General features: G+C 56.9%; 23 protein-coding genes. 12 read left to right on the top strand and 11 right to left on the bottom strand.

Translation table 11 applies throughout. From position 1 onward, the window contains the following. Nucleotides 1-71 precede the first annotated feature (71 nt). Both speD and PMYSY11_RS03165 read right to left on the bottom strand, forming a co-directional pair. Nucleotides 72-866, bottom strand: coding sequence for an adenosylmethionine decarboxylase (speD, locus tag PMYSY11_RS03170; RefSeq protein ID WP_069902627.1), 795 nt, complete (start codon nt 864-866; stop codon nt 72-74). A gap of 314 nt (nt 867-1,180) precedes the next feature. Then, nucleotides 1,181-1,603, bottom strand: a complete 423-nt coding sequence (locus PMYSY11_RS03165) for an OsmC family protein (RefSeq protein WP_150548306.1) — start codon at nt 1,601-1,603, stop codon at nt 1,181-1,183. 230 nt (nt 1,604-1,833) lie between these two features. Here PMYSY11_RS03165 and crp point away from each other — a divergent pair, with 230 nt between their 5' ends. Then, nucleotides 1,834-2,478 carry a cAMP-activated global transcriptional regulator CRP gene (crp, locus tag PMYSY11_RS03160; protein WP_069902625.1) on the top strand — a complete coding sequence of 215 codons (645 nt, stop codon included), beginning with the start codon at nt 1,834-1,836 and terminating at the stop codon, nt 2,476-2,478. Between the two features lie 52 nt (nt 2,479-2,530). On the opposite strand, the gene trpC is transcribed toward crp, so the two are convergent. From trpC to rpe, 6 genes are all read right to left on the bottom strand, one after another. Beyond that, nucleotides 2,531-3,367, bottom strand: coding sequence for an indole-3-glycerol phosphate synthase TrpC (gene trpC, locus PMYSY11_RS03155; RefSeq protein ID WP_150548305.1), 837 nt, complete (start codon nt 3,365-3,367; stop codon nt 2,531-2,533). After that, entirely contained in the window at nt 3,364-4,413 is a 1,050-nt protein-coding gene (gene trpD, locus PMYSY11_RS03150) for an anthranilate phosphoribosyltransferase (RefSeq protein WP_069902623.1), read from the bottom strand. The genes trpC and trpD overlap by 4 nt, the downstream gene beginning before the upstream one ends. Further along, the gene (locus PMYSY11_RS03145; RefSeq protein WP_150548304.1) at nt 4,410-5,006 is read right to left on the bottom strand and encodes an aminodeoxychorismate/anthranilate synthase component II; all 597 of its coding nucleotides are present in this window, start codon (nt 5,004-5,006) and stop codon (nt 4,410-4,412) included. Before PMYSY11_RS03145 ends, trpD begins: the two co-directional genes overlap by 4 nt. A gap of 10 nt (nt 5,007-5,016) precedes the next feature. Further along, nucleotides 5,017-6,495, bottom strand: a complete 1,479-nt coding sequence (gene trpE / locus PMYSY11_RS03140; protein ID WP_069902621.1) for an anthranilate synthase component I — start codon at nt 6,493-6,495, stop codon at nt 5,017-5,019. A gap of 301 nt (nt 6,496-6,796) precedes the next feature. Next, nucleotides 6,797-7,480: a phosphoglycolate phosphatase gene (locus PMYSY11_RS03135; protein ID WP_090515400.1), complete on the bottom strand. Its 684-nt coding sequence runs from the start codon at nt 7,478-7,480 to the stop codon at nt 6,797-6,799. Then, the gene (gene rpe, locus PMYSY11_RS03130) at nt 7,480-8,154 is read right to left on the bottom strand and encodes a ribulose-phosphate 3-epimerase (RefSeq protein ID WP_090515402.1); all 675 of its coding nucleotides are present in this window, start codon (nt 8,152-8,154) and stop codon (nt 7,480-7,482) included. The genes PMYSY11_RS03135 and rpe overlap by 1 nt, the downstream gene beginning before the upstream one ends. 135 nt (nt 8,155-8,289) lie before the next feature. Between rpe and PMYSY11_RS03125 the strand changes: the two genes are divergently transcribed. Next, a complete protein-coding gene (locus PMYSY11_RS03125; protein ID WP_150548303.1) occupies nt 8,290-9,285 on the top strand; it encodes an alpha/beta hydrolase family protein in 996 nt (331 codons plus the stop codon). A 25-nt stretch (nt 9,286-9,310) separates the two neighbouring features. Here PMYSY11_RS03125 and PMYSY11_RS03120 read toward each other — a convergent pair whose 3' ends face one another. From PMYSY11_RS03120 to PMYSY11_RS03110, 3 genes are read right to left on the bottom strand one after another with little or no spacing between them, the layout of a single operon-like run. Continuing rightward, nucleotides 9,311-10,066 (bottom strand): DnaJ domain-containing protein, encoded by a 756-nt coding sequence (locus PMYSY11_RS03120; RefSeq protein ID WP_150549646.1) that lies wholly within the window; start codon nt 10,064-10,066, stop codon nt 9,311-9,313. Nucleotide 10,067: 1 nt separating this feature from the next. Then, nucleotides 10,068-10,751, bottom strand: a complete 684-nt coding sequence (murU, locus tag PMYSY11_RS03115) for an N-acetylmuramate alpha-1-phosphate uridylyltransferase MurU (RefSeq protein ID WP_150548302.1) — start codon at nt 10,749-10,751, stop codon at nt 10,068-10,070. After that, a complete protein-coding gene (locus PMYSY11_RS03110; RefSeq protein WP_150549645.1) occupies nt 10,748-11,773 on the bottom strand; it encodes an aminoglycoside phosphotransferase family protein in 1,026 nt (341 codons plus the stop codon). Before PMYSY11_RS03110 ends, murU begins: the two co-directional genes overlap by 4 nt. Nucleotides 11,774-11,899: 126 nt before the next feature. On the opposite strand from PMYSY11_RS03110, the gene PMYSY11_RS03105 reads away from it, so the two are divergent. From PMYSY11_RS03105 to PMYSY11_RS03060, 10 genes are all read left to right on the top strand, one after another. After that, nucleotides 11,900-14,710 carry an LPS-assembly protein LptD gene (locus PMYSY11_RS03105; protein ID WP_150548301.1) on the top strand — a complete coding sequence of 937 codons (2,811 nt, stop codon included), beginning with the start codon at nt 11,900-11,902 and terminating at the stop codon, nt 14,708-14,710. Continuing rightward, on the top strand, nt 14,691-15,983 hold the full coding sequence (locus PMYSY11_RS03100) for a peptidylprolyl isomerase (RefSeq protein WP_150548300.1): 1,293 nt from the start codon (nt 14,691-14,693) through the stop codon (nt 15,981-15,983). The genes PMYSY11_RS03105 and PMYSY11_RS03100 overlap by 20 nt, the downstream gene beginning before the upstream one ends. Next, nucleotides 15,980-16,969: a 4-hydroxythreonine-4-phosphate dehydrogenase PdxA gene (gene pdxA, locus PMYSY11_RS03095; protein ID WP_150548299.1), complete on the top strand. Its 990-nt coding sequence runs from the start codon at nt 15,980-15,982 to the stop codon at nt 16,967-16,969. Before PMYSY11_RS03100 ends, pdxA begins: the two co-directional genes overlap by 4 nt. A gap of 104 nt (nt 16,970-17,073) precedes the next feature. Further along, on the top strand, nt 17,074-17,895 hold the full coding sequence (gene rsmA, locus PMYSY11_RS03090) for a 16S rRNA (adenine(1518)-N(6)/adenine(1519)-N(6))-dimethyltransferase RsmA (RefSeq protein WP_150548298.1): 822 nt from the start codon (nt 17,074-17,076) through the stop codon (nt 17,893-17,895). A 23-nt stretch (nt 17,896-17,918) separates the two neighbouring features. After that, on the top strand, nt 17,919-18,299 hold the full coding sequence (gene apaG, locus PMYSY11_RS03085; RefSeq protein ID WP_069902610.1) for a Co2+/Mg2+ efflux protein ApaG: 381 nt from the start codon (nt 17,919-17,921) through the stop codon (nt 18,297-18,299). Nucleotide 18,300: 1 nt separating this feature from the next. After that, nucleotides 18,301-19,125: a symmetrical bis(5'-nucleosyl)-tetraphosphatase gene (locus PMYSY11_RS03080; RefSeq protein ID WP_150548297.1), complete on the top strand. Its 825-nt coding sequence runs from the start codon at nt 18,301-18,303 to the stop codon at nt 19,123-19,125. Beyond that, nucleotides 19,122-19,451 carry a thiosulfate sulfurtransferase GlpE gene (gene glpE / locus PMYSY11_RS03075; RefSeq protein WP_150548296.1) on the top strand — a complete coding sequence of 110 codons (330 nt, stop codon included), beginning with the start codon at nt 19,122-19,124 and terminating at the stop codon, nt 19,449-19,451. The genes PMYSY11_RS03080 and glpE overlap by 4 nt, the downstream gene beginning before the upstream one ends. 277 nt (nt 19,452-19,728) lie before the next feature. Beyond that, the gene (locus PMYSY11_RS03070; RefSeq protein WP_069902607.1) at nt 19,729-21,651 is read left to right on the top strand and encodes a PrkA family serine protein kinase; all 1,923 of its coding nucleotides are present in this window, start codon (nt 19,729-19,731) and stop codon (nt 21,649-21,651) included. A gap of 97 nt (nt 21,652-21,748) precedes the next feature. Next, nucleotides 21,749-23,023: a YeaH/YhbH family protein gene (locus PMYSY11_RS03065; protein ID WP_150548295.1), complete on the top strand. Its 1,275-nt coding sequence runs from the start codon at nt 21,749-21,751 to the stop codon at nt 23,021-23,023. Beyond that, the gene (locus tag PMYSY11_RS03060; RefSeq protein ID WP_090515422.1) at nt 23,020-24,600 is read left to right on the top strand and encodes a SpoVR family protein; all 1,581 of its coding nucleotides are present in this window, start codon (nt 23,020-23,022) and stop codon (nt 24,598-24,600) included. Before PMYSY11_RS03065 ends, PMYSY11_RS03060 begins: the two co-directional genes overlap by 4 nt. Nucleotides 24,601-24,705: the final 105 nt, after the last annotated feature.

Genomic DNA, 24,705 nt, shown 5'->3' with positions numbered 1-24,705 from the left:
GCTGGCCGTTAACCTGAGTTATTCATGACCACAAAAAAACCCGCCGAAGCGGGTTTTTTATGCTGCTGCAATTACTTCCAGAGGTTGCGCGCGTAGAAAATCTCGAGCATCTCATGGCGAACACGGTCTTCGACCAGTTGGCGCTGTTCAGGCGTCAGGCTGCTGGTCGCATCGCCGAACAGGTAGTTGTCGAGGTCGAACTCTTTGAGCAGCATTTTGGTGTGAAACAGGTTCTCCTGATACACGTTAACGTCGGTCATTTGATACGCCGACTGCGTGTCTTCGGACAGGTAGTTCTGAATGGAATTGATCTCGTGATCGATGAAGTGCTTGTGGCCTTCAACGTCACGGGTGAAACCGCGCACACGGTAGTCAACGGTGACGATATCCGAGTCAAACTGATGAATCAGATAGTTAAGTGCTTTCAGCGGCGAAATCACGCCACAGGTCGACACGTCGATATCGACACGGAAGGTCGCAATTCCATCTACCGGATGGATTTCCGGATAGGTATGGACGGTGATGTGGCTTTTATCCAGGTGCGCGAGAATAGTCTCTGGTAACGGACCAGGCGACTCCTCAATCTGGCTTTCTGTTGGCTCAACCGGCTGCTCGGAAATCAGGATGGTTACGCTGGCCCCTTGGGGGTCGTAATCCTGACGAGCGATGTTGAGGATGTTGGCACCGATAATGTCTACAACATCAGTGAGAATCTGCGTCAGGCGCTCAGCATCGTATTCCTGGTCGATGTACTGAACATAAGCCTGCTGGTCTTCCGGCGTTTCCGCGTAGCAGATGTCATAGATGTTGAAGCTCAAGGTCTTGGTCAGGTTATTGAACCCATGGAGCTTGAGTTTGCTTTTCACCGTTGTAGAACTCTCTTTATAAGCGGCAACGCCGCGTGGTCGAGCATGCCCGTCAACCGTGATGTACCCGGTTGCGTAGGACGGTTTACACCTCTTCGCATTGCGATTTTGGTTATTGGTTCCAAGAGCGCGGCTGCGCTCAAAAGGGGCGCCATTATGCAGATTGATGCCCATGCCCGCTAGAGCATGCAGCATACAAATGATAAAGGGATTGCAGTGGCAAACATTTTGGCTGTTGCAGCCAGAATGGACTTACTCCGGAACAAACCAGGGACACTGGTTTATCCCGGAAAACACTTGTCTTTAGATTGGAATTAACCCAATTCGACGATCTCATAATCGTGGGTAATTTCAACACCGCCACGGCCGAGCATTATCGAGGCCGAGCAGTACTTCTCTGCTGACAGCTCAACGGCCCGCTTAACTTGTGCTTCTTTCAAGCCGCGACCTTTAACCACGAAGTGTAAATGGATCTTGGTGAACACTTTTGGCTCTTCGCTTGCACGCTCAGCCTCAAGAAAAGCCTCACAGCTTTCTACCGCTTGTCGCGATTTTTTTAGGATACTGACTACATCAAAGTTGCTGCAGCCGCCCAAGCCGATCAACACCATTTCCATCGGACGCACGCCCAGATTACGTCCACCACTCTCTGGCGGGCCATCCATTACAACCGCGTGGCCACTGCCCGACTCGCCTAGAAACAGGGCGTCTCCGGCCCATTGAATGCGCGCTTTCATTTGCAAGCCTCCGCTAGAAAAAGGGCCAGCAGCTTATCACAGGCAAGTCCGGGATAAGTTCCGTCGAAATAGCCGAGAAGTTGCAAATAAGGTGTTATCCAGGTCGCAAAACATTATCTCGCAACACTCTGCCTGTTAAGATGACGCCGGATTACTGGCACACTGAATGCGACTACTAATAAGAAAGCGTCTGTCGCACAGGCATAAATTTTTTAATTCGGGACTCGGGAATGGTCGCTATAACCCTTACACCTAAAATAAAGAATCTCGATAAGATCTTGGCACATTGCCATCGCCGTCGTTATACGGCAAAGAGCACGATTATCTATGCAGGTGATCGTAGCGAGACTCTATTCTTTATCGTCAAAGGCTCTGTCACCATCCTCATTGAAGATGACGACGGGCGCGAGATGATCATCGCCTATCTCAACAGCGGAGACTTCTTCGGAGAGATGGGTCTATTTGATAAAGTGGGCGCTGAAAAGGAACGCAGCGCTTGGGTAAGAGCTAAAACGGAATGCGAAGTTGCAGAACTCAGCTACACCAAATTCCGTGAATTGACGGAACAAGATCCAGACATCCTTTACGCACTCGGCAGCCAGATGGCTGAACGCTTGCGCGCCACAACTCGTAAGGTCGGTGATCTGGCCTTCCTTGATGTGACGGGTCGCGTTGCACGTACCCTGCTCGATCTGTGCAAACAACCGGATGCGATGACGCATCCGGATGGCATGCAGATCAAGATCACTCGTCAGGAGATTGGCCGCATTGTCGGTTGCTCACGCGAGATGGTCGGCCGGGTTCTCAAGTCGCTTGAGGAACAGGGTCTGGTCAACGTCAAAGGCAAGACCATGGTGGTATTCGGCACACGCTGAGTACCAGGCATAAAAAAACCGGCATCGATGCCGGTTTTTTTATGCCTGCGATTTAGTCAACATCGGGGCTGTAGGCCACACGCTTGCGCGTCGGGAAGAACAGTTTCTCCAGCTCCGTACCTGGGTTCTCGGCGCGCATGAACACTTCGCCGACCAGAAACGCGTAAACGTCGTTGATTTCCATCAGCTCGACATCAGCCCGATTGAGAATGCCGCTCTCAGTGACGACATGACGATCCTGCGGCACCCGGGTAATCAGGTCGAGCGTGGTGTCGAGGCTGACCTCAAAGGTATGCAGATTACGGTTATTGATGCCGATAAGAGGCGTGTCGAGCACATTGAGTGCGCGCTCCAGCTCATCGCTGTCGTGCACTTCAACCAATACATCCAGATCGACGCTTTTGGCGGCTGCAGCCAGTTCGGCCATGCGAACATCATCCAAAGCCGAGACGATCAGCAGTACACAGTCGGCGCCCAACGCCCGGGACTCGATGATCTGATACGGATCAATCATGAAGTCTTTACGGATAACCGGCAGCGAACAGGCGTTACGCGCTTGCTGCAAGTAGGCATCAGATCCCTGAAAGAAGTCGATATCGGTGAGTACCGACAAACAGGTCGCACCACCGGCTTCATAGCTGCGGGCGATTTCAGCGGGGTCAAAATCCTCGCGCAATACGCCTTTGCTTGGCGACGCCTTCTTCACCTCGGCAATGACCGCCGCTTGCTTCTGCGCGATTTGGGTTTGCAGTGCACGGGCAAAACCACGCGGCGCATCAGCGTTTCGCGCCTGTGTCTCAAGCTCCGCCATACTTGTTACGGCACGGAGGGCAGCGACTTCCTCGGCCTTGCGCGCAAGAATCTTCTCCAGAACAGTTGGCAAGCTCAACCTTCATTCTCCTGTTTGAAAACAGTGGTAAACGACACCAACTCTTCCAGCTTCTCGCGGGCCAGTCCGGTGTGTAGCGCATCATGCGCTCGGGCTACGCCCTCTTTCAGAGTAGCCGCCAAGTCAGCCGCGTACAGCGCTGCACCCGCATTTAGAATAATCATTTCGGCAGCCTTCTGTCCGGCCTCGGTTTTACGCTTGCCGAGTGCGTCCAGCACCAGATCCAGCGAAGCCGCCGGGCTGTCGACAGACAACCCGATCAGGCTCTGGCTCTGCAGGCCAACATCTTCCGGCAATACCTGGTACTCACGAACCTCGCCATCTTTGAGTTCGGCCACATGTGTTGCGGCGGCCAGACTGAACTCATCGAGGCCATCACGCGAATGCACCACCAGAATGTGTTTACTGCCCAAACGTTTGAGCACCTCAGCCAACGGCCGGCACAGGGCCTGGCTGAATACGCCAACAACCTGATGCTTGACGCCAGCCGGATTGGTCAGCGGGCCAAGCATGTTGAACAGAGTACGCAAGCCGAGTTCGCGACGCGGGCCTGCCGCATACTTCATGGCTTTATGGTGCACCTGAGCAAACATGAAACCGACGCCGACGCTGTCGATGCAACGCGCGACTTGCTCAGGTTGCAGGTTCAGGTAAATACCGGCCGACTCCAGCAAGTCGGCGCTGCCGCTCTTGCCCGAAACGGCGCGGTTACCGTGTTTGGCAACCTTGCCGCCCGCCGCCGCAACAACAAACGAGGCAGCAGTGGAGACGTTGAAGATATTGGCGCCATCACCGCCGGTGCCCACCACATCAACCACATGCTCAAGGGTTGGCAGCTCGACGTGATGCGCCAACTCGCGCATCACCGAAACCGCACCGACGATTTCGTCGATGGTCTCGCTCTTCATGCGCATGCCCATAAGAAATGCACCTATTTGGGCATCGGTGCATTGGCCGGTCATGATTTCACGCATGACGTCCTGCATTTCTTCGGTGCTCAGGTCGAGCTGGTTAACCACACGATTCAGCGCTTCCTTGATATTCATGCGCGCATACCTCCTTGTTGCTTGAGGAAGTTGGCAAACAGTTCGTGGCCTTGTTCGGTCAGAATCGACTCGGGGTGGAACTGCACGCCCTCAACATTCAGGGTCTTGTGACGCAAGCCCATAATCTCATCCACCGAGCCGTCTTCATGCTGAGTCCATGCGGTCAGCTCAAGGCAATCGGGCAAGGTTTCACGCTTGACCACCAGAGAATGGTAACGGGTCACGGTCAGCGGATTGTTCAAGCCGTTGAATACGCCCTGATCATGGTGATAAACCGGGCTGGTCTTGCCGTGCATGACCTGACGCGCACGGACCACATCGCCACCAAAAGCCTGGCCGATGCTCTGGTGTCCCAGACATATGCCGAGCAGTGGCAGCTTACCGGCGAAATGCTTGATCACTTCCAGCGAAATGCCCGCCTCATTCGGCGTGCACGGCCCCGGCGAAACCACGATACGCTCTGGGTTCAGCGCTTCGATATCGGCCACGGTCAATTCATCGTTGCGTACTACTTTGACGTCTTCACCCAGCTCACCGAGGTACTGCACCACGTTGTAGGTGAAGGAGTCGTAATTATCGATCATCAGTAACATGACGGGCTCCTCAGTGAGTGGATTGTTCGGCTAGCGCAACCGCGCGGAACATGGCACGACGCTTGTTCAGCGTCTCTTCCCACTCAAGTGCAGGCACCGAGTCGGCGACAATACCGCCACCCGCTTGCACGTGCAGCTCACCGTTTTTAATAACCGCAGTGCGAATCGCAATGGCCGTGTCCATGTTGCCATTCCAGGCCATGTAACCCACTGCACCGCCGTAGACGCCACGCTTGACGGGCTCCAGCTGGTCAATGATTTCCATTGCGCGAATTTTCGGCGCACCCGACAACGTGCCCGCTGGCAAAATGGCCCGCAGTGCATCCATCGCCGTCAGCCCCGGCTTTAATTGGCCGGTGACGTTGGAGACGATGTGCATGACGTTGGAGTAGCGCTCAATGACCATTTTCTCGGTCAGCTTGACGCTGCCCGTTGCGGAGACCCGACCGACGTCGTTGCGGCCCAGGTCAATCAGCATCAGGTGTTCAGCAATCTCTTTGGCGTCCGAGAGCAAATCTTCTTCGAGGGCCAGATCAGCCTCTTCATTCGCCCCACGCGGGCGTGTGCCGGCGATAGGACGCACAGTGATCAGGTTATCTTCAACGCGCACCAGCACTTCCGGCGAGCTGCCGACGACATGGAAATCGCCAAAGTTGAAGAAGTACATATAAGGCGTCGGGTTGATGCAGCGCAGCGCCCGATACAGATCAATCGGCGCTGCCTTGAAGTCAATCGACATGCGCTGCGAAGGCACGACTTGCATGCAGTCGCCCGCCAGAATGTATTCCTTGATGGTATCGACTGCGCGCTCGTAGTCTTCCTGACTGAAGCTTGAGCGGAACGCCGGCTCGGCGCCCACCGGTGCATTCAGATCCACGCCGAGACGCGGGGTAATCGGCTGGCGCAATTTCTGCAGAATCTCTTGAAGATGCGCCTGCGCCTGCTCGTAACCATCGGCATGCGCCGGGTCGGCGAGCACGATTGCATGCATCTTGCCTGCGAGGTTGTCGAACACCACAACCGCATCGGAAACCATCAGCAGGATATCCGGATTGCCCAGCGGATCTGGATTCGGGCAAACGGCCAGGCGCTTTTCTACATAACGCACACTGTCGTAACCGAAGTAGCCAACCAGCCCGCCGTTGAAGCGCGGCAAGCCCGGCAGGGTCGGCACTTTATAGCGCTCCTTGAACGACTCGACGAACGCCAGCGGATCTTCACACTCGTGGCGCTCGGTCTCAACGCCGTCGATGCTGACGATCACAGTGTGTTCATAAGCGCGCAATACCGTACGCGCTGGCAGGCCGATGATGGAATAACGCCCCCACTTCTCGCCGCCCTGAACGGACTCGAGCAAGTAGGTGTTCGCCTCATCGGCAAGCTTCAGGTAGATAGACAGCGGGGTGTCGAAGTCAGCAATGGTTTCGTATGCAACAGGGATACGGTTATAGCCGGCAGCGGCTAAACGCAGGAATTCTTCGCGGATCATGATCAGCCTCGTGGCTTGAGGTTTAACGGTCGAGTGCAAACACGCCGGCTAAGCGGCCAATATCAGGTCAGAGGCGCCAGCGCCAACGGGCCAGTGCCTTGATGATTTTCATCCCGGCTCGTTCGAGCCAGAGTTTGCAGGTAACCACCACGGAGGGATCTCTTAGACGGGCAATAAAGTGCAGCAACACTAGCGCAGCCGCTTGCGCTAATCAACCCGCCGACACGGCTCCGGGCAAGAGGTCGCTGGCACTTTGCGAAAAAAACCGACTCAGTGCCCTCTTGCCTTGGCGCCAGCGCGGTTAGGCCGGCAAAAGTTCGCGCAGATTATCCAGCACCCGGGCCGGGTTCTCTTCACTGATCGGACGGCCGTGGTTGTATCCGTAATTGAGCGCCACACAGGCAACCTGCGCGGCTTTGGCGGCTTGCACATCGTTGCGCGAGTCACCAATGAACAGCGCCCGTTCTGGCGTTACATTGGCCATGTGCATGACATGCAGCAAGGCTGCCGGATTGGGCTTTTGCTGGGGCAAGGTATCGCCACCGACAATCCAGCGGAAATAGCTGCCAAGGCCCAGTTCATCCAGCAACGGCGCCACAAAGCGCTCGGGTTTATTGGTCACGATTGCCATCGCAACTCCCTGCTCCTGCAACCACTCCAGCACTTCACTGACGCCAGGGTAAACCGTGGTCAACTCATGGCTGTCAGCATAGGCCTGCATAAACAACTCCAGCGCTTGCTGCTCGTCAGCAAGGCTAATGTGCTGATGCTCGATACCGCCGGCCAACGCGCGGCGCATCAACACCTTGGCGCCATTGCCGATCCAATCCCGCACGCGCTCAACACCAGCAGGCTCACGCCCCAGTTGCACCAGCGCTTTATCGACTGCCGCCGCCAGATCCGGAACCGAGTCGATCAGCGTGCCATCCAGATCGAACATCACCAGTTCCGGCAACTGGCCATTGAACAGTTGACGCAACGCCATTAGCGCTGCACCTGCGCAAGCTCTGCACGCATGGCATCGATCACCTGACGGTAATCCGGCTGATTGAAGATCGCCGAACCCGCGACAAAGGTATCCGCACCGGCTTCGGCGATTTCACGGATGTTCTGCACATTGACCCCGCCATCGATTTCGAGACGGATGTCGCGGCCACTTTCGGTGATCAGCGCACGTGCTTCGCGCAGTTTGCCGAGGGTGGCCGGGATGAACTTCTGCCCGCCAAAACCGGGGTTCACGCTCATCAGCAGAATCATGTCGACTTTATCCATGACGTACTTGAGCACTTCCAGCGAGGTCGCCGGATTAAACACCAGGCCCGCCTTGCAGCCCGCCGCACGAATCAGTTGCAGCGAACGGTCAACGTGCTCGGACGCTTCAGGGTGGAAAGTGATGTAAGTGGCGCCCGCTTCGGCGAAGTCACCAATCATGCGATCGACTGGCTTGACCATGAGATGCGCATCAATCGGTGCGGTGATGCCATATTTACGCAACGCCGAGCACACCATCGGGCCGATGGTCAGGTTGGGGACGTAATGATTGTCCATCACATCAAAGTGAACAATATCGGCGCCGGACGCGAGTACGTTATCGACTTCCTCGCCCAAACGAGCAAAGTCAGCGGACAGAATCGACGGGGCGATGGCGAAGGGTTGCATGGCTCACCTCAGTGGCTTTCACGGAAGGCCGCTATTGTAGCAGCCCCAACCTTGCTTTGGCTGGCATTGCGGCGCAGACAAACTGCTGCGATTACCGCTAGTCTTGGCGTTGATGTTGCCCGCCGGAGTTGTTGAATGCGCCCTACCGCTATAACCCTGCCCGTAATTGGACTCAGCCTGATACTCAGCCTGCCCGCCCTTGCTGAGGACGCCGAGCCCGCCGCGCCGGATAATAAAGCCAGCGAGCAGGCTGTCGCGCCTCGCGAGCCACTGACCGCGCGCAGCCAGGTGGAGGCGACGGCTCTTGAACGACAGATTGACCCAAAGCAGGTGCAACACCTGCAAGCGGGTGATGAGCAGTTTCTGGCGCTCTGGCTTGAAGCCAACAGTGCGCAACCGCGCGGCGCGGTGATTCTGATTCCAGGCGACAACGAAAGCGCCGACTGGCCGCAAACCGTCGGACCGCTAAGGCGCAAGCTGCCAGACAACGGCTGGCATACGCTTAGTCTGACGCTGCCTGATCCACTCAGCACAGTCCCGATCGTCACGCCGACACCAGAAAAGCCGGCCTCTGACGCCGCCGAGACAGCGACAGAAGATGAAAAAACGGCTGGGCAACCGGCTGAGGCCGCAGTCGAAACGCCACCAGAGCCCAGCACTGAAGCCGACACGCCAGTCGAAGTTGTCAGCACGCCGGATGCAGAGGAATTACGCAAGCAGCATGAACAACGGATCTTTGCGCGAATAGGCGCAAGCCTTGAATATGTGCGCCAACACAAACCCCGAACCATCACATTGCTGGGTCAGGGCACCGGCGCGTACTGGGCAGCGCGCTATATCAGCGAGCGCCCGGCCAAGGACATACAGCGGATAGTTGCAATATCCGCGCAGGCGCCAGAATTTGCTTCAAGCCAACTTGAAGCCTTACTGACTGAAAACAAGACTGCCACGCTGGACGTGTTCTACCGCTCGACGACTGCAAGCAACAAGCAACTGCACCAGCGCTTGATGGCCAGCAAACGCCAAGCTGAATCAGGCTACGAGCAAATTGCCCTCAATCCACTGCCGGGTAACCTGCATGATGAGCAGGAGCAACTCTACCGACGTGTCCGCGGCTGGTTGGAGAAATAGCAGCGATTGCCGGAGTGCTGATTCCCTAGAAGCCGCGGCGCTGGCGAATAACGCGGTAAGCCTGATGCAATTCGCGGGTCTTCTCTGTGGCCTCGCGAACTTGCTCGGCACTGGCACCGCGGCCGGCAAGTTTGTCGGGATGGTGCTTGCTGAGCAGCAGCCGGTAAGCACGTTTAATCTGCGCCGGATCACTGTCATCGCTGACGCCGATAATGCGCAAAGCGCCCTGATAACCACCGCTAGCCAGAGGCTGAGTTGCCGCCTTGGGTGCATAATTGGCGCTAATGGCTTCCTGCTCGGCAGCCGGCACGCCTAACCATTTACCCCAAAGCATTATCAGCTCGCGCTCGGGTCGGCTAATGCGCCCGTCCGCCCAGGCCATGCGCCAACAGGCGCGCAGCAGGCTATCGGCATTGCCGCGCTGACGCTGCAAAGGGGAACGCAGGCTGTCCGTGCCTGTTTTACCGCGAGCAAAGGCCTCGATCGCACGCATTCGACTTGGCTCATCGAAACCCAGACGACGCATCTCCGCCCGCGCCTGCTGAATATGCGCATCGAGCACCCGCCCTTCGCACTTGGCCATTCGCCCCAGCATGACGAATAACACGTAGGGATCATCGGCTATGGCCGGGCGCTGAAAACGCTCGAGCAGAGCCGACCAGCTTGCCAATCGCAAGCGACGGTCGATGATCTGGCCCAGCAAACCGCCTAGCAGCGCGCCCGGAATACTCGCTGCTGCGAACCCCGCCAGCGCGCCGATTGCGGTAATCGGGAAGATCAATTCAAGCCTCCGCCGCCAGTAGTTGCTCAACCTCAGCCAGCCGCTCGAAAGTGCCGACATCGACCCAGCAACCTTTATGCAACTCACCACTGACCTGCCCGCGACTCATGGCTTCGCGCAACAAGGGCGCAAGCTTGAAAGCGCCCGCTGTGCAGTTGTTGAATAAGGCCGGATCAAGCACCGCGATGCCACTGTAGGTGTAGCGATCAGCAGCCGTATTGGCCGATGCAGGAGCATCCGTCAGCAAGCCTTCACTCAGGCAGAAGTCACCCGTCTGGTGATGGGCCGGATTCTCGACCAATACCAGGTGCGCGAGACCCTCATGGGCTTTGCGCAGCTCGGCAAATGGATAGTCAGTGAAGATGTCGCCATTGACCACCAGAAACGGTTGATCACCCAGCAGCGGCAACGCACGGAATATGCCGCCGCCGGTTTCCAGCGGCTCACCTTCAGCGGAGTAGACGATGCTGACGCCGAACTGTTCACCATCCCCCAAGTACGCTTCAATCTGGGCACCCAGCCAGGCATGGTTAATTACCAGTTCAGTGAAGCCAGCGGCGGCTAGCGCACGAATGTGGTACTCGATCAGCGGCACACCCGCAGCGCGAACCAGCGGTTTAGGCGTATGCAAGGTCAACGGACGCAACCGCTCACCCTTGCCCGCGGCCAGAATCATGGCTTTCATGCCTGCTCACCCTCCACGCCCTGCAACTCTTCGATCAGCTCAGCCAACTCGGCAAGTTCGGGCCGACGCGCAAGCACTGCAGCTATATAGGCGAAGAAACGCGGCACATCTGCCAGATACTTGGGCTTGCCATCGCGATGACAAATGCGCGCGAATATCCCAATGACCTTTAGGTGACGCTGCACGCCCATCAGATCGCTGGCGCGCATAAACTGGTTGAAGTCCGGCTGTACCGGCAAACCGGCTGCCAGCGCCTGCTGCCAATAGCCTTCAAGCCAGGCGTGTACTTGCGGCTCCGGCCAACTGAGGAAGGCATCCTTGAACAGGCATGTCACGTCGTAGGTGACTGGCCCATACACCGCATCCTGAAAATCAAGCACGCCCGGATTCGGCTCGCTGATCATCAGATTGCGCGGCATAAAATCGCGATGGACCAGCACCTTTGGCTGATCAAGCGCACTGCTTATCAGCAGCCCACAGACCCGCTGCCATTTGGCCTGTTGCTCGGCACTGAAGGTGAAGTCCATATGCCGCTGCACATACCACTCAGGAAACAGTTGCAGCTCACGCAGCAGCAACGCCTCGTCGTAGCTCGGCAAGGGAGTGTCCATTGGCAGTTTTTGCAATGCCAGCAGTGCGTCGATGGCATCAGCGAACAAGGCGTCTGCATTGCCCGCATCAATCACATCCAGATACGTTTTGCTGCCCAGATCGTTAAGCAACAAAAAACCTTGCTGTAAATCTTCGGCCAAAATTTTCGGCACATTGAGTCCGGCAGTCGCCAGCAGAGCCGCCATTTTCACAAATGGACGGCAATCTTCCTGCGGTGGCGGCGCATCCATGACAATCAAAGTGCGCCCGGCGCCTTGCCAGCGAAAATAGCGGCGAAAGCTCGCATCGCTGCTCGCAGAGGTTAATGTGGCGTCCGGAACAGCGCCCCAACCCTGCTCTGAAAATAGTTTTGGCAGCACCTGATTAAGCCAATTATCAAGGAGTTGCAGGCGTTCATCGTTTTCATACATCACTAAGGGTCTCCGACGGCGCTAGCCGTTGCGCGGGTCATGCTTTATTATCCAGCATCTTTTAAAGCCCATCGAGAGGCGTGTAGCCTCCGGGCATATGACACGCAGGAAGCCCGGAAAAACAAGATGGCAGTTAAAACTCCCGCGGTACGTAAAAAATTCCCACTTCTCGTCACAGGCAGCCTGTTGGCTCTTCAACCTATGGCGAGTCAATTTGTTGTTGCAGCCGAACAGTTCGACTGCGGCGTTTCTCCGAGCGGTGGCTGGGCGTGTGCGCCCAAGACCAGCAACGTCGAATTACCGGCGCGCCCTGCTCGCAGTACACCTGAGGCTGACACCAGCGCAACCAATGTTGCCGCTCCGGTCGCAGCCGGTGCTGCAGTTGCCGCAACGAGCAGCAAACCGGCGAAAAAGCTCAACACGACCAAGCAGGTTACCGAAGCGCAAGGCTTGGGTCTGGCCTCTCGCAGCGCCGACTATAGCCATCTTGACTGGGTTCCGCGCGAAAAGTTGACGCCGGAGCAGCTTGCCGAGACAGCGCCATATTGTTCCGGTGCTTACGTTGAGCCCGAACGCCCAGGCATGGATGACACCACGCCAATGAACGAGGCGCCGCTGTTCGTCTCGGCGAAAGCGTCGCGTTACGAGCAAGAGACTCAGAAAGCGACCCTGGCGGGTGATGTTGTTCTGCGCCAGTCGAGCATGCAGGTTGAGGCCAATGAAGCCAGCCTGCTGCAAGCCGAGAATCGCGGCGTACTCGATGGCAACGTGCGCTTGCGCGACAAAGGCGCGCTGATTGTTGGCGATCATGCTGAGCTGCAGCTGGATAACGGTGAAGCGCAGATTGATAACGCCGAATATGTGATGCACGAAGGTCAGGCGCGCGGTAATGCACTCTATGCAAAACGTGAGCAGACCTCGATTATTCGTCTTAAAGACGGCACGTTCACCCGCTGCGAACCGAACAGCAACGACTGGCACCTGAAGGGTAACAACATCACCCTCAACCCGGTGACTGGCTTTGGTTCGGCGACCAACGTGACCTTGCGCGTCAAAGACTTCCCGGTGTTCTACACGCCATATATTTACTTCCCGATCGACGATCGTCGCCAGTCAGGTTTCCTGACGCCGTCAATCAGCTCATCGAGCAGTAACGGCCTGACGCTGGAAACGCCTTACTACTTCAACCTTGCGCCCAACTATGACGCCACGCTGTACCCGACGTACATGGGTGACCGTGGCTTGCATCTGGAAGGCGAGTTCCGCTACCTGAGCAAAACCGGCGAAGGCCAGGTCGGCGCGGCCATTCTGAATGACAAGAATGACGATCGAGACCTGCAGTCCGACTCCAAGGACACTCGCTGGTTGTACAGCTGGCAGCACAAGGAAGGCCTGAACTCACGCCTGACAGCTGAAGTCGATTACACCGACATCAGCGACCCGTACTACTTCCAGGATCTGGATACCGATCTGGGTATTGATACGCCGGACTTTATCAACCAGCGCGGCACCCTGACCTATCGCGGCGACTCCTATGTCGCACGGCTCAATGCTCACGCCTATGAGCTGGCGAATATCACCGACATCACCCCATACGATCGCCTTCCGCAGATCACAATTGATGGCCAGCTGCCGTTTCAGCCTTCGGGTCTGAACATGAGCTATGGCGCTGAACTGGTTCGCTTTGACCGGGATCTGCGCAGCGGCGATTACATCAATGAAGATGGCGTCGTCGAGCAGCCTTGGTACGACAACAACGTGACCGGCCTTGCGCGTGCGAACGGTACTCGTATGCACCTCGAGCCCGCTGTCAGCCTGCCGCTCGACTGGAGCTGGGGCTTCGTCAAACCGCAGCTGAAGTACCTGTACACCAACTATGACCTCGATCTGGACTCTATCGGCAAAGCGCAACTCGCCGGAGGCGCAGGCTCATTTGACGATGCCCCTGATCGTGGCGTTGGCATGTTCAGTGTCGACAGCGGCCTGTACTTCGACCGTGACACCCAGTGGTTCGGCACCAACTTCCGCCAGACGCTCGAGCCACGCATGTACTACCTGTATGTGCCCGAGGAAGATCAAGACGATATTCCGGTATTCGACACCAGCGAAACCACCTTCAGCTACAACTCGCTGTTTCGCGAAAATCGTTTCACAGGTAAAGACCGGATCGGTGACGAGAACAAACTCTCGTTTGGCGTAACCAACCGCTGGATCGAAGACAACGGCTTTGAGCGTCAGCGTCTGAGCATCGGCCAGGCCGTTTACTTTGAAGACCGCAAGGTTCAGCTGCCAGGTATCGATTACAAAACCCGTGACGATGCACAGTCCTCGGTGTCACCGATTGCACTTGAGCACTCGTACCGGTTCAACCGCGACTGGCGCCTGGACTCGGACTTCAACTGGGACCCGGATGCTCGCAGAACCCGTTCCGGCAGCACCATGTTCCATTATCAGCCTGAAGATAATCCGGGCAAGATCATCAACGCCGGTTATCGCTATCGCAACGACACCGTCCGCTACGACCAGAGCACTGGTCAGTGGGTTGTCGGCGGCGGCGATTACGGTGTTCCTGGCAGCGCCAACTACATCAAGGATTACTACAAGATCAGCCAGCACGACTTCTCGGTGGTCTGGCCGATCGTTCAGCAATGGAGTCTGATCTCACGCTGGCAGTATGACTACGGCCGCAACCGTACACTGGAAGCCTTTGGCGGCCTTGAGTACGACAGCTGCTGCTGGAAAGTACGCGTAATCGATCGTTACTGGATCAACTACGACGAAGTCAGCCTCAACCCAGACTTGAACGACGATCCTGATCGCGGGATCTTCCTGGAAGTAACGCTTAAAGGCCTCGGCGGCGTTACTGGTAAATCCGCAAGTTCGTTCCTGAATAACGGCATTCAAGGTTATCGTAAACGTGAAGATGAAGCTTTCTGATTGCCTGCGCCCCCTGATGCTGGGCGCAGTACTTATTGGCTCTATGGCACACGCTGAAGTTCAGCCGCTGGACCGGGTCGTCGCCATCGTGGACAACGATGTCATCATGCAAAGCCAGCTCAACTCACGCCTGCGTGAAGTTCAGCAAACCATCGCCAAGCGCGGTGCGGCCGTGCCGCCTGATGACGTCCTGCAAAATCAGGTGCTCGAGCGTCTGATTCTGGAAAACCTGCAGCTGCAGATTGGTGATCGCTCCGGTATTCGTATCGGCGACGAAGAACTCAATCAGGCAATCGGTACGATTGCCCAGCGCAACAACATGACCCCTGCTCAGTTCAAGGCAGCCCTGACCCGTGACGGCCTGTCTTATGAAGATGCCCGCGACCAGGTACGCCGCGAAATGATCATCAGCCGCGTGCGCCAGCGCCGCGTGGGTGAGCGTATTCAGGTGAGCGATCAGGAAGTGAAGAACTTCCTCGCCTCCGACCTGGGCAAGATGCAGCTTTCGGAAGAATATCGCCTGGCCAACATCCTGATTCCGGTTCAGGAAGGTGCTTCCTCAGACGCGATCCAGACTGCAGCCAAGCAGGCTCAAGATATCTACAGCCAACTAAAGCAAGGCGCCGACTTCGCGCAGATGGCGATTGCCCGCTCGGCGAGTGAAAGCGCGCTGGAAGGCGGCGAAATGGGCTGGCGTAAAGCCGGTCAGCTGCCACCGCCATTCGACACCATGCTCAGCACGATGTCGGCAGGTGAGGTGACCGAGCCTGTACGTACGCCAGGTGGTTTTATCATCATCAAGCTGCAAGAAAAACGTGGCGGCGGCGCTCAGGTCAGCGAAGAAGTTAATGTTCGCCATATCCTGATCAAGCCAAGTGAAATCCGCAGCGATGCCGAAAGCCAGCGTCTGGCCCAGCGTCTGTATGACCGTATTGCCGCAGGCGAAGACTTTGCCGAACTGGCGAAAAACTTCTCGGAAGACCCAGGCTCTGCTCTTAATGGCGGCTCGCTGAACTGGATCGACCCGAAGGTACTGGTTCCAGAGTTCCAGGCGGTAATGAACAGCACGCCGAGCGGTGAAGTGTCCAAGCCATTCAGAACCAGTTTTGGCTGGCACATTCTGCAGGTTATGGGCCGTCGCGCCACGGACAACAGCGAGAAGTTCCGCGAGCAGCAAGCGATGAACATCCTGCGTAACCGTAAGTACGACGAAGAACTGCAAACCTGGCTGCGTCAGATCCGCGACGAGGCCTACGTAGAAACCAAGCTGTGAGCAGCAAACCCTTTGCCCTCACACCGGGCGAGCCCGCAGGTATAGGTCCAGACCTATGCCTGCTGCTGGCCCGCGAGCAACAGGCGCAGCCAATCATCGCGATTGCCAACTGCGCCCTGCTCGCCCAGCGCGCACAGCTGCTGGGCCTGAATATCCAGCTCATCAGCGTCACTCCCGATGCATTTCCCGAGCAACCGGCGCCTGCTGGCAGCCAATACGTGTGGGACACCCCGCTCGGCGCGCCCGTTACCGCTGGCCAGCTCAACCCCGCAAACGCTGCTTATGTGCTTGAAACCCTGACCCGTGCGGGCCAAGGCTGCATGGACGGGCATTTCGCCGGGATGATTACCGCGCCTGTGCATAAAGGCGTCATCAACGAAGGCGGCGTGAGTTTCTCCGGCCATACCGAGTTTCTGGCCGAACTGACAAACACCGAACAGGTCGTGATGATGCTCGCGACCCACGGCTTGCGCGTCGCCTTGGTGACCACTCACCTGCCGCTCAAAGATGTAGCAGATGCCATAACACCCGAACGCTTAAGCCGGGTAACGCGCATTCTGCACAACGATTTGCGCGACAAGTTCGGCATCAGCCAGCCGAAAATTCTGGTCTGCGGCCTCAATCCGCACGCCGGTGAAGGCGGCCATCTTGGCCACGAAGAAATCGACGTGATCGAGCCAACGCTTGAGCAACTGCGCGCTGAGGGCATCAACCTGATCGGCCCGCTGCCCGCCGACACGCTCTTCACCCCCAAGCACCTCGAACATTGCGACGCCGTCTTAGCGATGTATCACGATCAGGGCTTGCCCGTGCTCAAGTTCAAAGGCTTTGGCGCTGCGGTGAATATCACCCTCGGTCTGCCGATTATCCGCACCTCGGTCGATCACGGCACAGCGCTGGACCTCGCAGGCAGCGGCAATATCGACACCGGCAGCCTGCAAGTTGCCCTGCAAAATGCCTTCGCCATGGCAGCCAGTCAGGCTTAACGCCACGATTGCAGCTGTACGCAGCTACTTTTTGCCCCATCACTGTTAAACTGCATCTCTTTGTTTTCGCTTTAAGCTTGCGGCTTGAAGCTTGGAGCTGCTGTATGTCTGAACATTACCAACACAAGGCGCGCAAGCGCTTTGGTCAGAACTTCCTGCATGATGCCGGCGTGATCCATCGCATCCTGCGCGCTATCCATGCCCGCGAAGGCGAGCATGTGCTGGAAATCGGCCCGGGTCAGGGCGCTCTCACTGAAGGCCTGCTAAGCAGCGGCGCGCAACTGGATGTGATCGAGCTCGATAAAGACCTGGTGCCAATTCTCAACGCCAAGTTCGCCAACCACAGCAACTTCAAGCTGAATCAGGGTGATGCGCTCAAGTTCGACTTTGCCCGTCTCAACGCCGCGCCTAACAGCCTGCGCGTGGTCGGCAACCTGCCTTACAACATCTCTACTCCACTGATCTTTCACTTGCTGAGCAATGCCTCGCTGATTCGCGACATGCACTTCATGCTGCAAAAAGAAGTGGTCGAGCGTCTGGCCGCAGGGCCTGGCGGTGGCGATTGGGGCCGTTTGTCGATCATGGTGCAATACCACTGCCGCGTGGAGCATTTGTTCAACGTCGGGCCCGGCGCGTTCAACCCGCCGCCCAAGGTAGACTCGGCAATCGTGCGCCTTACGCCGCATGAGGTGCTGCCGCATCCGGCCAAGGATCACAAACTGCTCGAACGCGTGGTACGCGAAGCCTTCAACCAGCGCCGCAAAACCCTGCGCAACACACTCAAAGCCCTGTTGCCGGCAAGCGAGATCGAAGCCGCAGGCGTTGACGGCAGCCTGCGCCCCGAACAACTGGACTTGGCTGCATTTGTGCGTCTGGCTGATAAATTGGCCGAGCAACCAGTCGCCAGTGCCGAGACGGATCACTGATACCTAATTTGCGAGTCATCCCTATGTCTGATCCACGCTACCAGGTCGACGTTAGCGTCGTAACCCGCTTCCTACCCGAGCAATCCCAGCCCGAGCAGGAGCGCTTTGCCTTCGCCTACACCGTCAGCATCACCAACAACGGTGAGTTGCCAGCCAAGCTGCTGTCGCGTCACTGGGTGATTACCGACGGCAACGGCAAGGTACAGGAAGTCCGTGGCGCCGGCGTTATCGGCCAACAGCCGCTGATTGCCCAAGGCGAGACTTACACCTACAGCAGCGGCACCGTAATGGCCACGCGCGTCGGCACGATGCAGGGCAGCTACAAGATGATCAGCGAAGATGGCGCGAACTTCGACGCACCGATTGCACCCTTTCGCTTAGCCGTACCAGGATCACTGCACTGAGATGACCACCTATGCTGTCGGCGACCTGCAAGGTTGCCTGAACCCCCTGCAATGCTTGCTTGAGCGAGTAAAGTTCGACCCGGAAGTTGATCGGTTGTGGCTGGTCGGTGACCTGATAAACCGCGGCCCGGATTCGCTCGGCACTCTGCGTTTTCTCTACGCGATGCGCGACTCGGTGACCTGCGTGTTGGGGAATCATGACCTGCACTTGCTGGCGGTTGCGCATAACGTCGAGCGTCTGAAAAAGAACGACACGCTACAGGAAGTTCTCGATGCTCCGGATCGGGACGATCTGCTCGACTGGCTGCGTCAGCAGAAAATCATGCACTACGACGCCGAGCGCAACATGGCCATGGTGCATGCCGGTATCGCCCCGCAATGGACGCTGGAGAAGGCGCTCAAGCGCGCCGCAGAGGTCGAAGAAGTGCTGCGCGACCCTAACCGACTGCCCGTGTTTCTCGATGGCATGTACGGCAACCAGCCCGATTGCTGGGATGGCGACCTGAAAGGTATCAAGCGCCTGCGCGTTATCACCAACTACTTCACCCGCATGCGCTTTTGTAAGGCCGACGGTACGCTCGACCTCGTCAGCAAGGAAGGCCTGGATACGGCCCCCAGCGGTTTTGCCCCCTGGTTCAGCCACCCGAGCCGCAAGACCCGTGATGTGAAAATCATTTTCGGCCATTGGGCGGCACTTGAGGGCAACTGCACCGAGCCCAACGTATTTGCCCTGGACACCGGTTGCGTCTGGGGCGCGGCCATGACGCTGATGAACATCGACAGCGGCGAAATGCACCGCTGCAACTGCAATGAGGACTCCGCATGAGCGACTTCAAACGAATTTCCCCCGAGCAAGCTCAAGCACTTCGCCAGCAGGGCGCCGTGATCGTCGACATCCGCGACCCGCAGAGTTTCGACATGGGCCATATCGCCGGCTCGCATCACCTGGATAACCACTCGCTGGTCGACTTTATTGCCAAGGCCGATCTCGATCATCCGCTGATCGTTTCCTGCTATCACGGCAACTCCAGCCAAAGCGCTGCCGCCTACCTGATTGGCCAGGGTTTTACTGACGTTTACAGCCTTGATGGCGGCTTCGAGCTGTGGCGCGCCACTTACCCTGAAGACACGCGCCAGAGCCCCGACGAATAATTTTTTACATCTGCCAAGGCCCGCCATATCGGGCCTTGCGCGCACTTTCTGGTTTCCTGCGCCAAGCTATTTGCGCATATCGCCTTGCCCTCGCAAATTCCGAACTATCCTTTATCTCAGGCCATCCAAATAAGGTAGAGCCGGCAAGCCGGCAGCCGGGCCATCGGTACGACTTTTAGGTGTTTCGGGGGATTTACCTAGGTTGACTTCTCAGCCGTCCATCCGTGCCCGTTCGACCGATCCCTGCTAACTCTTTTGCATCGAGCGAGGTGAAGTCATGAGCATTTTCAGTCACTTCCAACAACGTTTCGAAGCGACCCGCCAGGAAGAGTATTCCCTGCAGGAATATCTCGAACTGTGCAAACAGGATCGCAGTGCTTATGCCTCGGCAGCTGAACGGTTGTTACTGGCAATAGGCGAGCCCGAGCTGCTCGACACGGCAGCCAACCCCAGGCTTTCACGTATCTTCTCGAACAAGGTGATCCGCCGCTATCCGGCTTTCGCCGACTTCCATGGCATGGAAGAGTGCATCGATCAGATCGTGTCCTACTTCCGCCACGCCGCCCAAGGGCTCGAAGAAAAGAAACAAATCCTCTATCTGCTGGGCCCGGTCGGCGGCGGCAAGTCCTCGCTGGCTGAAAAACTCAAGCACCTGATGGAAAAAGTGCCTTTCTACGCGATCAAGGATTCACCGGTTTTCGAGTCGCCACTCGGCCTGTTCAGTGATGCCGAAGACGGCGCCATTCTGGAAGAGGAATACGGTATTTCGCGGCGCTATCTGGGCAGCATCATGTCGCCGTGGGCCACCAAGCGCCTGAGCGAGTACGGCGGCGATATCAGCCAGTTCCGCGTGGTCAAACTCTACCCCTCGATTCTGCGGCAGATTGCCGTGGCAAAAACCGAACCCGGCGATGAAAACAACCAGGACATCTCGGCACTGGTCGGCAAGGTTGATATCCGCAAGCTGGAAGAATTCCCGCAGAACGACGCGGACGCCTACAGCTATTCAGGCGCCTTGTGCCGGGCAAACCAGGGCCTGATGGAATTCGTCGAGATGTTCAAGGCGCCGATCAAGGTCCTGCACCCGTTACTCACCGCGACTCAGGAAGGCAACTACAACAGCACCGAAGGCCTCGGCGCGATCCCCTACAACGGGATTTTGCTGGCGCACTCCAACGAATCTGAATGGCACAGTTTCCGTAACAACAAGAACAACGAGGCGTTCATTGACCGGATCTACATCGTAAAAGTGCCTTACTGCTTGCGCGTCAGCGATGAGATCAAGATTTACGACAAGCTGCTGCTCAACAGCTCACTGGCTAACGCCCATTGCGCGCCAGACACCCTGAAAATGCTCGCGCAGTTCTCGGTGCTGTCGCGGCTCAAAGAGCCTGAGAACTCGAATATCTACTCGAAAATGCGCGTCTACGACGGTGAAAACCTCAAAGACACCGACCCGAAAGCCAAGTCGATTCAGGAATACCGGGACACAGCGGGCGTCGATGAAGGCATGAACGGCCTGTCGACTCGCTTCGCCTTCAAGATTCTGTCCAAGGTGTTCAACTTCGACCCACACGAAGTTGCCGCCAACCCGGTACACCTGCTGTATGTGCTTGAGCAGCAGATTGAGCAGGAGCAGTTCCCGGCAGAGACCCGCGAGCGTTATCTGCGCTTTATCAAGGAATACCTGGCGCCGCGCTATATCGAGTTTATCGGCAAGGAAATCCAGACCGCTTATCTCGAGTCTTACAGCGAGTATGGTCAGAACATTTTCGACCGCTATGTGCTGTACGCCGACTTCTGGATTCAGGATCAGGAATACCGCGATCCGGAAACCGGCGAGATCCTCAACCGCGTAGCGCTCAACGAAGAGTTGGAGAAAATCGAGAAGCCGGCCGGCATCAGTAACCCCAAGGATTTCCGCAACGAAATCGTCAACTTTGTGTTGCGTGCGCGGGCCAACAACAATGGCAAGAACCCAACCTGGCTCAGCTACGAGAAACTGCGCGTCGTGATAGAGAAGAAGATGTTCTCCAACACCGAGGACCTGCTTCCGGTCATCAGTTTCAACGCCAAGGCCAGCAAAGAGGACCAGCAAAAACACAACGACTTCGTCACTCGCATGGTCGAGCGCGGCTATACCGACAAACAGGTTCGGCTGTTGTCTGAATGGTATCTGCGAGTTCGTAAATCGCAGTAATGCAGCCTCAAGCCACCCGGTGATGACTGCGCAAGAGCGAGGGCGACACGCTCACCCTCGCTCGCAGCTTGCCGCTTGAAGCTCCCCGGAGGGGCCTATGAGCTATGTGATTGACCGTCGCCTTAACGGCAAGAACAAGAGCACGGTAAATCGTCAGCGTTTTTTACGGCGTTACCGTGGTCATATCAAAAAGGCAGTTGAAGAAGCTGTCAGCCGCCGCTCGATTACCGACATGGAGCACGGCGAGCAAATCAGTATTCCTGGCCGCGACATCGACGAGCCCGTGCTTCACCATGGCCGCGGAGGCCGCCAGACCATTGTTCATCCAGGCAACAAGGAATTCAGCGGCGGTGACCGTATCCCGCGCCCGCAAGGCGGGGGTGGCGGCGGCCAGGGCAGCGGCAAGGCGAGTAACAGTGGCGAAGGCATGGACGAGTTCGTCTTCCAGATCACTCAGGAAGAGTTTCTCGACTTCATGTTCGAGGATCTCGAGTTGCCCAATCTGGTCAAGCGTCACCTGACCGGAACCGACACGTTCAAGACCGTGCGCGCGGGTATCAGCAGCGAAGGCAACCCTTCCCGAATCAACATACTGCGCACGCTGCGCTCCGCTCACGCCCGGCGCATCGCACTCTCTGGCAGCAGCCGCAAGAAGCTCAAAGAGGCCATGCTCGAACTTGATCGGCTCAAGCGCGAGGAGCCCGACAACTTCGGCGATATACAGGCGCTTGAAGAGGAAATCAGCAAGCTGCATATCCGCATTAACCGGGTGCCGTTTCTCGACACCTTCGACCTCAAATACAACTTGCTGGTTAAACACCCCAACCCGAGCTCAAAAGCGGTGATGTTCTGCCTGATGGACGTTTCCGGCTCAATGACGCAAGCCACCAAGGACGTCGCCAAGCGCTTCTTCATCTTGCTCTACCTGTTTCTCAAGCGTAATTACGACAAGATCGAAGTGGTGTTCATCCGTCACCACACCAGTGCCAAGGAAGTCGATGAGGAGGAGTTTTTCTACTCCCGCGAAACCGGTGGCACCATTGTCTCCAGCGCGCTGAAAATGATGCAGGAGATCATGGCCGAGCGTTACCCGGTCAATGAGTGGAATATCTATGCCGCTCAAGCCTCGGATGGCGACAACTGGAATGACGATTCCCCGGTGTGCCGGGATATATTGATCAACCAGATAATGCCGTTCGTGCAGTACTTCACTTATGTCGAGATCACACCGCGCGAACATCAGGCGCTATGGTTTGAATATGAGCAAGTGGCCGAAGCGTTCGCCGACACCTTTGCCCAGCAACAACTAGTCTCAGCCGGCGATATTTACCCGGTATTCCGCGAACTGTTTCAGCGGAGGCTTACGACATGACCCAACCCGAAGGCAGCGTACGCGACAAGAAACGCCAGCCGATCTCGACCACTTCAGAGTGGACGTTCGAGCTGATCCGCAGCTACGACCGCGAGATTGCCCGCATCGCCGAACGCTATGCGCTGGACACCTATCCCAATCAGATCGAGGTGATTACCGCCGAGCAGATGATGGACGCCTACGCCTCTGTGGGCATGCCGCTGGGCTATCACCACTGGTCTTATGGCAAGCACTTCCTGAGCACCGAAAAGAACTACAAGCGCGGTCAGATGGGCCTCGCCTATGAAATTGTGATCAACTCCGACCCCTGCATCGCCTACCTCATGGAAGAAAACACCATGTGCATGCAGGCCCTGGTAATTGCTCACGCCTGCTACGGGCATAACAGCTTCTTCAAGGGTAATTACTTGTTCCAGACCTGGACCGATGCCAGCTCTATCATCGATTATCTGGTGTTCGCCAAGCAGTACATCATGCAATGCGAGGAGCGCCACGGCATTGATGCCGTCGAGGATTTGCTCGACTCATGCCACGCCCTGATGAACTACGGCGTAGACCGTTACAAGCGGCCCTACCCTATTTCTGCCGAGGAAGAACGCCGCCGCCAGAAAGAGCGCGAAGAGCATCTGCAGCAGCAGATCAATGACTTGTGGCGCACCATTCCCAAAGGCGCGAGCAAAGGCGGTGAGCAAGACGCTCAGCGCTTCCCGTCCGAGCCACAAGAAAACATCCTGTATTTCCTCGAAAAACACGCGCCATTACTGGAACCGTGGCAGCGCGAGATCATCCGCATCGTGCGCAAGGTCGCGCAGTATTTTTATCCACAACGCCAAACGCAGGTGATGAATGAAGGCTGGGCGACGTTCTGGCATTACACCCTCACCAACGACCTTTACAACGAAGGGCTGGTCACCGATGGCTTCATGATGGAGTTTCTCCAGGCCCACACCAGCGTGATCTATCAGCCAGGCTTCGACAGCCCGTATTACAGCGGCATAAACCCCTACACACTGGGTTTTGCCATGTACAGCGACATACGCCGGATGTGTGAAAACCCAACCGACGAAGATCGCGCCTGGTTCCCGGATATCGCCGGATCTGACTGGTTATCGACCCTGAAATTCGCCATGCACAGCTTCAAGGACGAGAGTTTCATACTGCAGTACCTCTCGCCCAAAGTGATCCGCGACCTGAAGCTGTTCAGCATTCTTGATGACGACCAGAAGGATGATTTACTGGTCCCCGCGATTCACGACGAACCTGGCTATAAAACCATCCGCGAGCTGCTGGCTGCGCAGTACAACCTTGGCAACCGCGAGCCCAACGTACAAATCTGGAGTGTCGACCGGCGTGGCGACCGCTCGCTGACCTTGCGCCATCAACAGCACGACCGCAAACCGCTGGGCAGCTCGACTGAAGAAGTACTCAAGCACCTGCACCGTTTATGGGGCTTTGATGTGCATCTGGAAATCTGGCAAGGCGACAAGTTGGTCAACAGCCAGCATGTGCCGCCGAAAAACGAACCCGAACGTGAAGGCGAGTTTCCCCGACTCGATCTGGTCATTCCACCAATCTAATCTCCCCTAGCCAGCCCCGCGACCAGACTGCACCTCGCGGGGCTAGCGCCTTATTCAGCACGCACTTTTCCCTCCAGCCTGCGTAACCGTTATCCTCTGCGTCAA

The organism is Pseudomonas marincola (assembly GCF_900682675.2).
Classification (GTDB): Bacteria; Pseudomonadota; Gammaproteobacteria; order Pseudomonadales; family Pseudomonadaceae; genus Aquipseudomonas; species Aquipseudomonas marincola.
This window is presented reverse-complemented; position numbering and strand designations above follow the sequence as displayed.

What these genes read in the sequence shown, in the direction of transcription:
- PMYSY11_RS03145 (WP_150548304.1), bottom strand. Translation starts at nt 5,006, where the DNA reads ATGTTACTGATGATCGATAATTACGACTCCTTCACCTACAACGTGGTG.
- PMYSY11_RS03125 (WP_150548303.1), top strand. Translation starts at nt 8,290, where the DNA reads ATGCGCCCTACCGCTATAACCCTGCCCGTAATTGGACTCAGCCTGATA.
- apaG (WP_069902610.1), top strand. Translation starts at nt 17,919, where the DNA reads ATGTCTGATCCACGCTACCAGGTCGACGTTAGCGTCGTAACCCGCTTC.
- PMYSY11_RS03165 (WP_150548306.1), bottom strand. Translation starts at nt 1,603, where the DNA reads ATGAAAGCGCGCATTCAATGGGCCGGAGACGCCCTGTTTCTAGGCGAG.
- PMYSY11_RS03105 (WP_150548301.1), top strand. Translation starts at nt 11,900, where the DNA reads ATGGCAGTTAAAACTCCCGCGGTACGTAAAAAATTCCCACTTCTCGTC.
- rsmA (WP_150548298.1), top strand. Translation starts at nt 17,074, where the DNA reads ATGTCTGAACATTACCAACACAAGGCGCGCAAGCGCTTTGGTCAGAAC.
- PMYSY11_RS03060 (WP_090515422.1), top strand. Translation starts at nt 23,020, where the DNA reads ATGACCCAACCCGAAGGCAGCGTACGCGACAAGAAACGCCAGCCGATC.
- PMYSY11_RS03070 (WP_069902607.1), top strand. Translation starts at nt 19,729, where the DNA reads ATGAGCATTTTCAGTCACTTCCAACAACGTTTCGAAGCGACCCGCCAG.
- crp (WP_069902625.1), top strand. Translation starts at nt 1,834, where the DNA reads ATGGTCGCTATAACCCTTACACCTAAAATAAAGAATCTCGATAAGATC.
- rpe (WP_090515402.1), bottom strand. Translation starts at nt 8,154, where the DNA reads ATGCAACCCTTCGCCATCGCCCCGTCGATTCTGTCCGCTGACTTTGCT.
- PMYSY11_RS03135 (WP_090515400.1), bottom strand. Translation starts at nt 7,480, where the DNA reads ATGGCGTTGCGTCAACTGTTCAATGGCCAGTTGCCGGAACTGGTGATG.
- PMYSY11_RS03080 (WP_150548297.1), top strand. Translation starts at nt 18,301, where the DNA reads ATGACCACCTATGCTGTCGGCGACCTGCAAGGTTGCCTGAACCCCCTG.
- glpE (WP_150548296.1), top strand. Translation starts at nt 19,122, where the DNA reads ATGAGCGACTTCAAACGAATTTCCCCCGAGCAAGCTCAAGCACTTCGC.
- trpD (WP_069902623.1), bottom strand. Translation starts at nt 4,413, where the DNA reads ATGAATATCAAGGAAGCGCTGAATCGTGTGGTTAACCAGCTCGACCTG.
- murU (WP_150548302.1), bottom strand. Translation starts at nt 10,751, where the DNA reads ATGAAAGCCATGATTCTGGCCGCGGGCAAGGGTGAGCGGTTGCGTCCG.
- PMYSY11_RS03110 (WP_150549645.1), bottom strand. Translation starts at nt 11,773, where the DNA reads ATGTATGAAAACGATGAACGCCTGCAACTCCTTGATAATTGGCTTAAT.
- PMYSY11_RS03065 (WP_150548295.1), top strand. Translation starts at nt 21,749, where the DNA reads ATGAGCTATGTGATTGACCGTCGCCTTAACGGCAAGAACAAGAGCACG.
- trpE (WP_069902621.1), bottom strand. Translation starts at nt 6,495, where the DNA reads ATGATCCGCGAAGAATTCCTGCGTTTAGCCGCTGCCGGCTATAACCGT.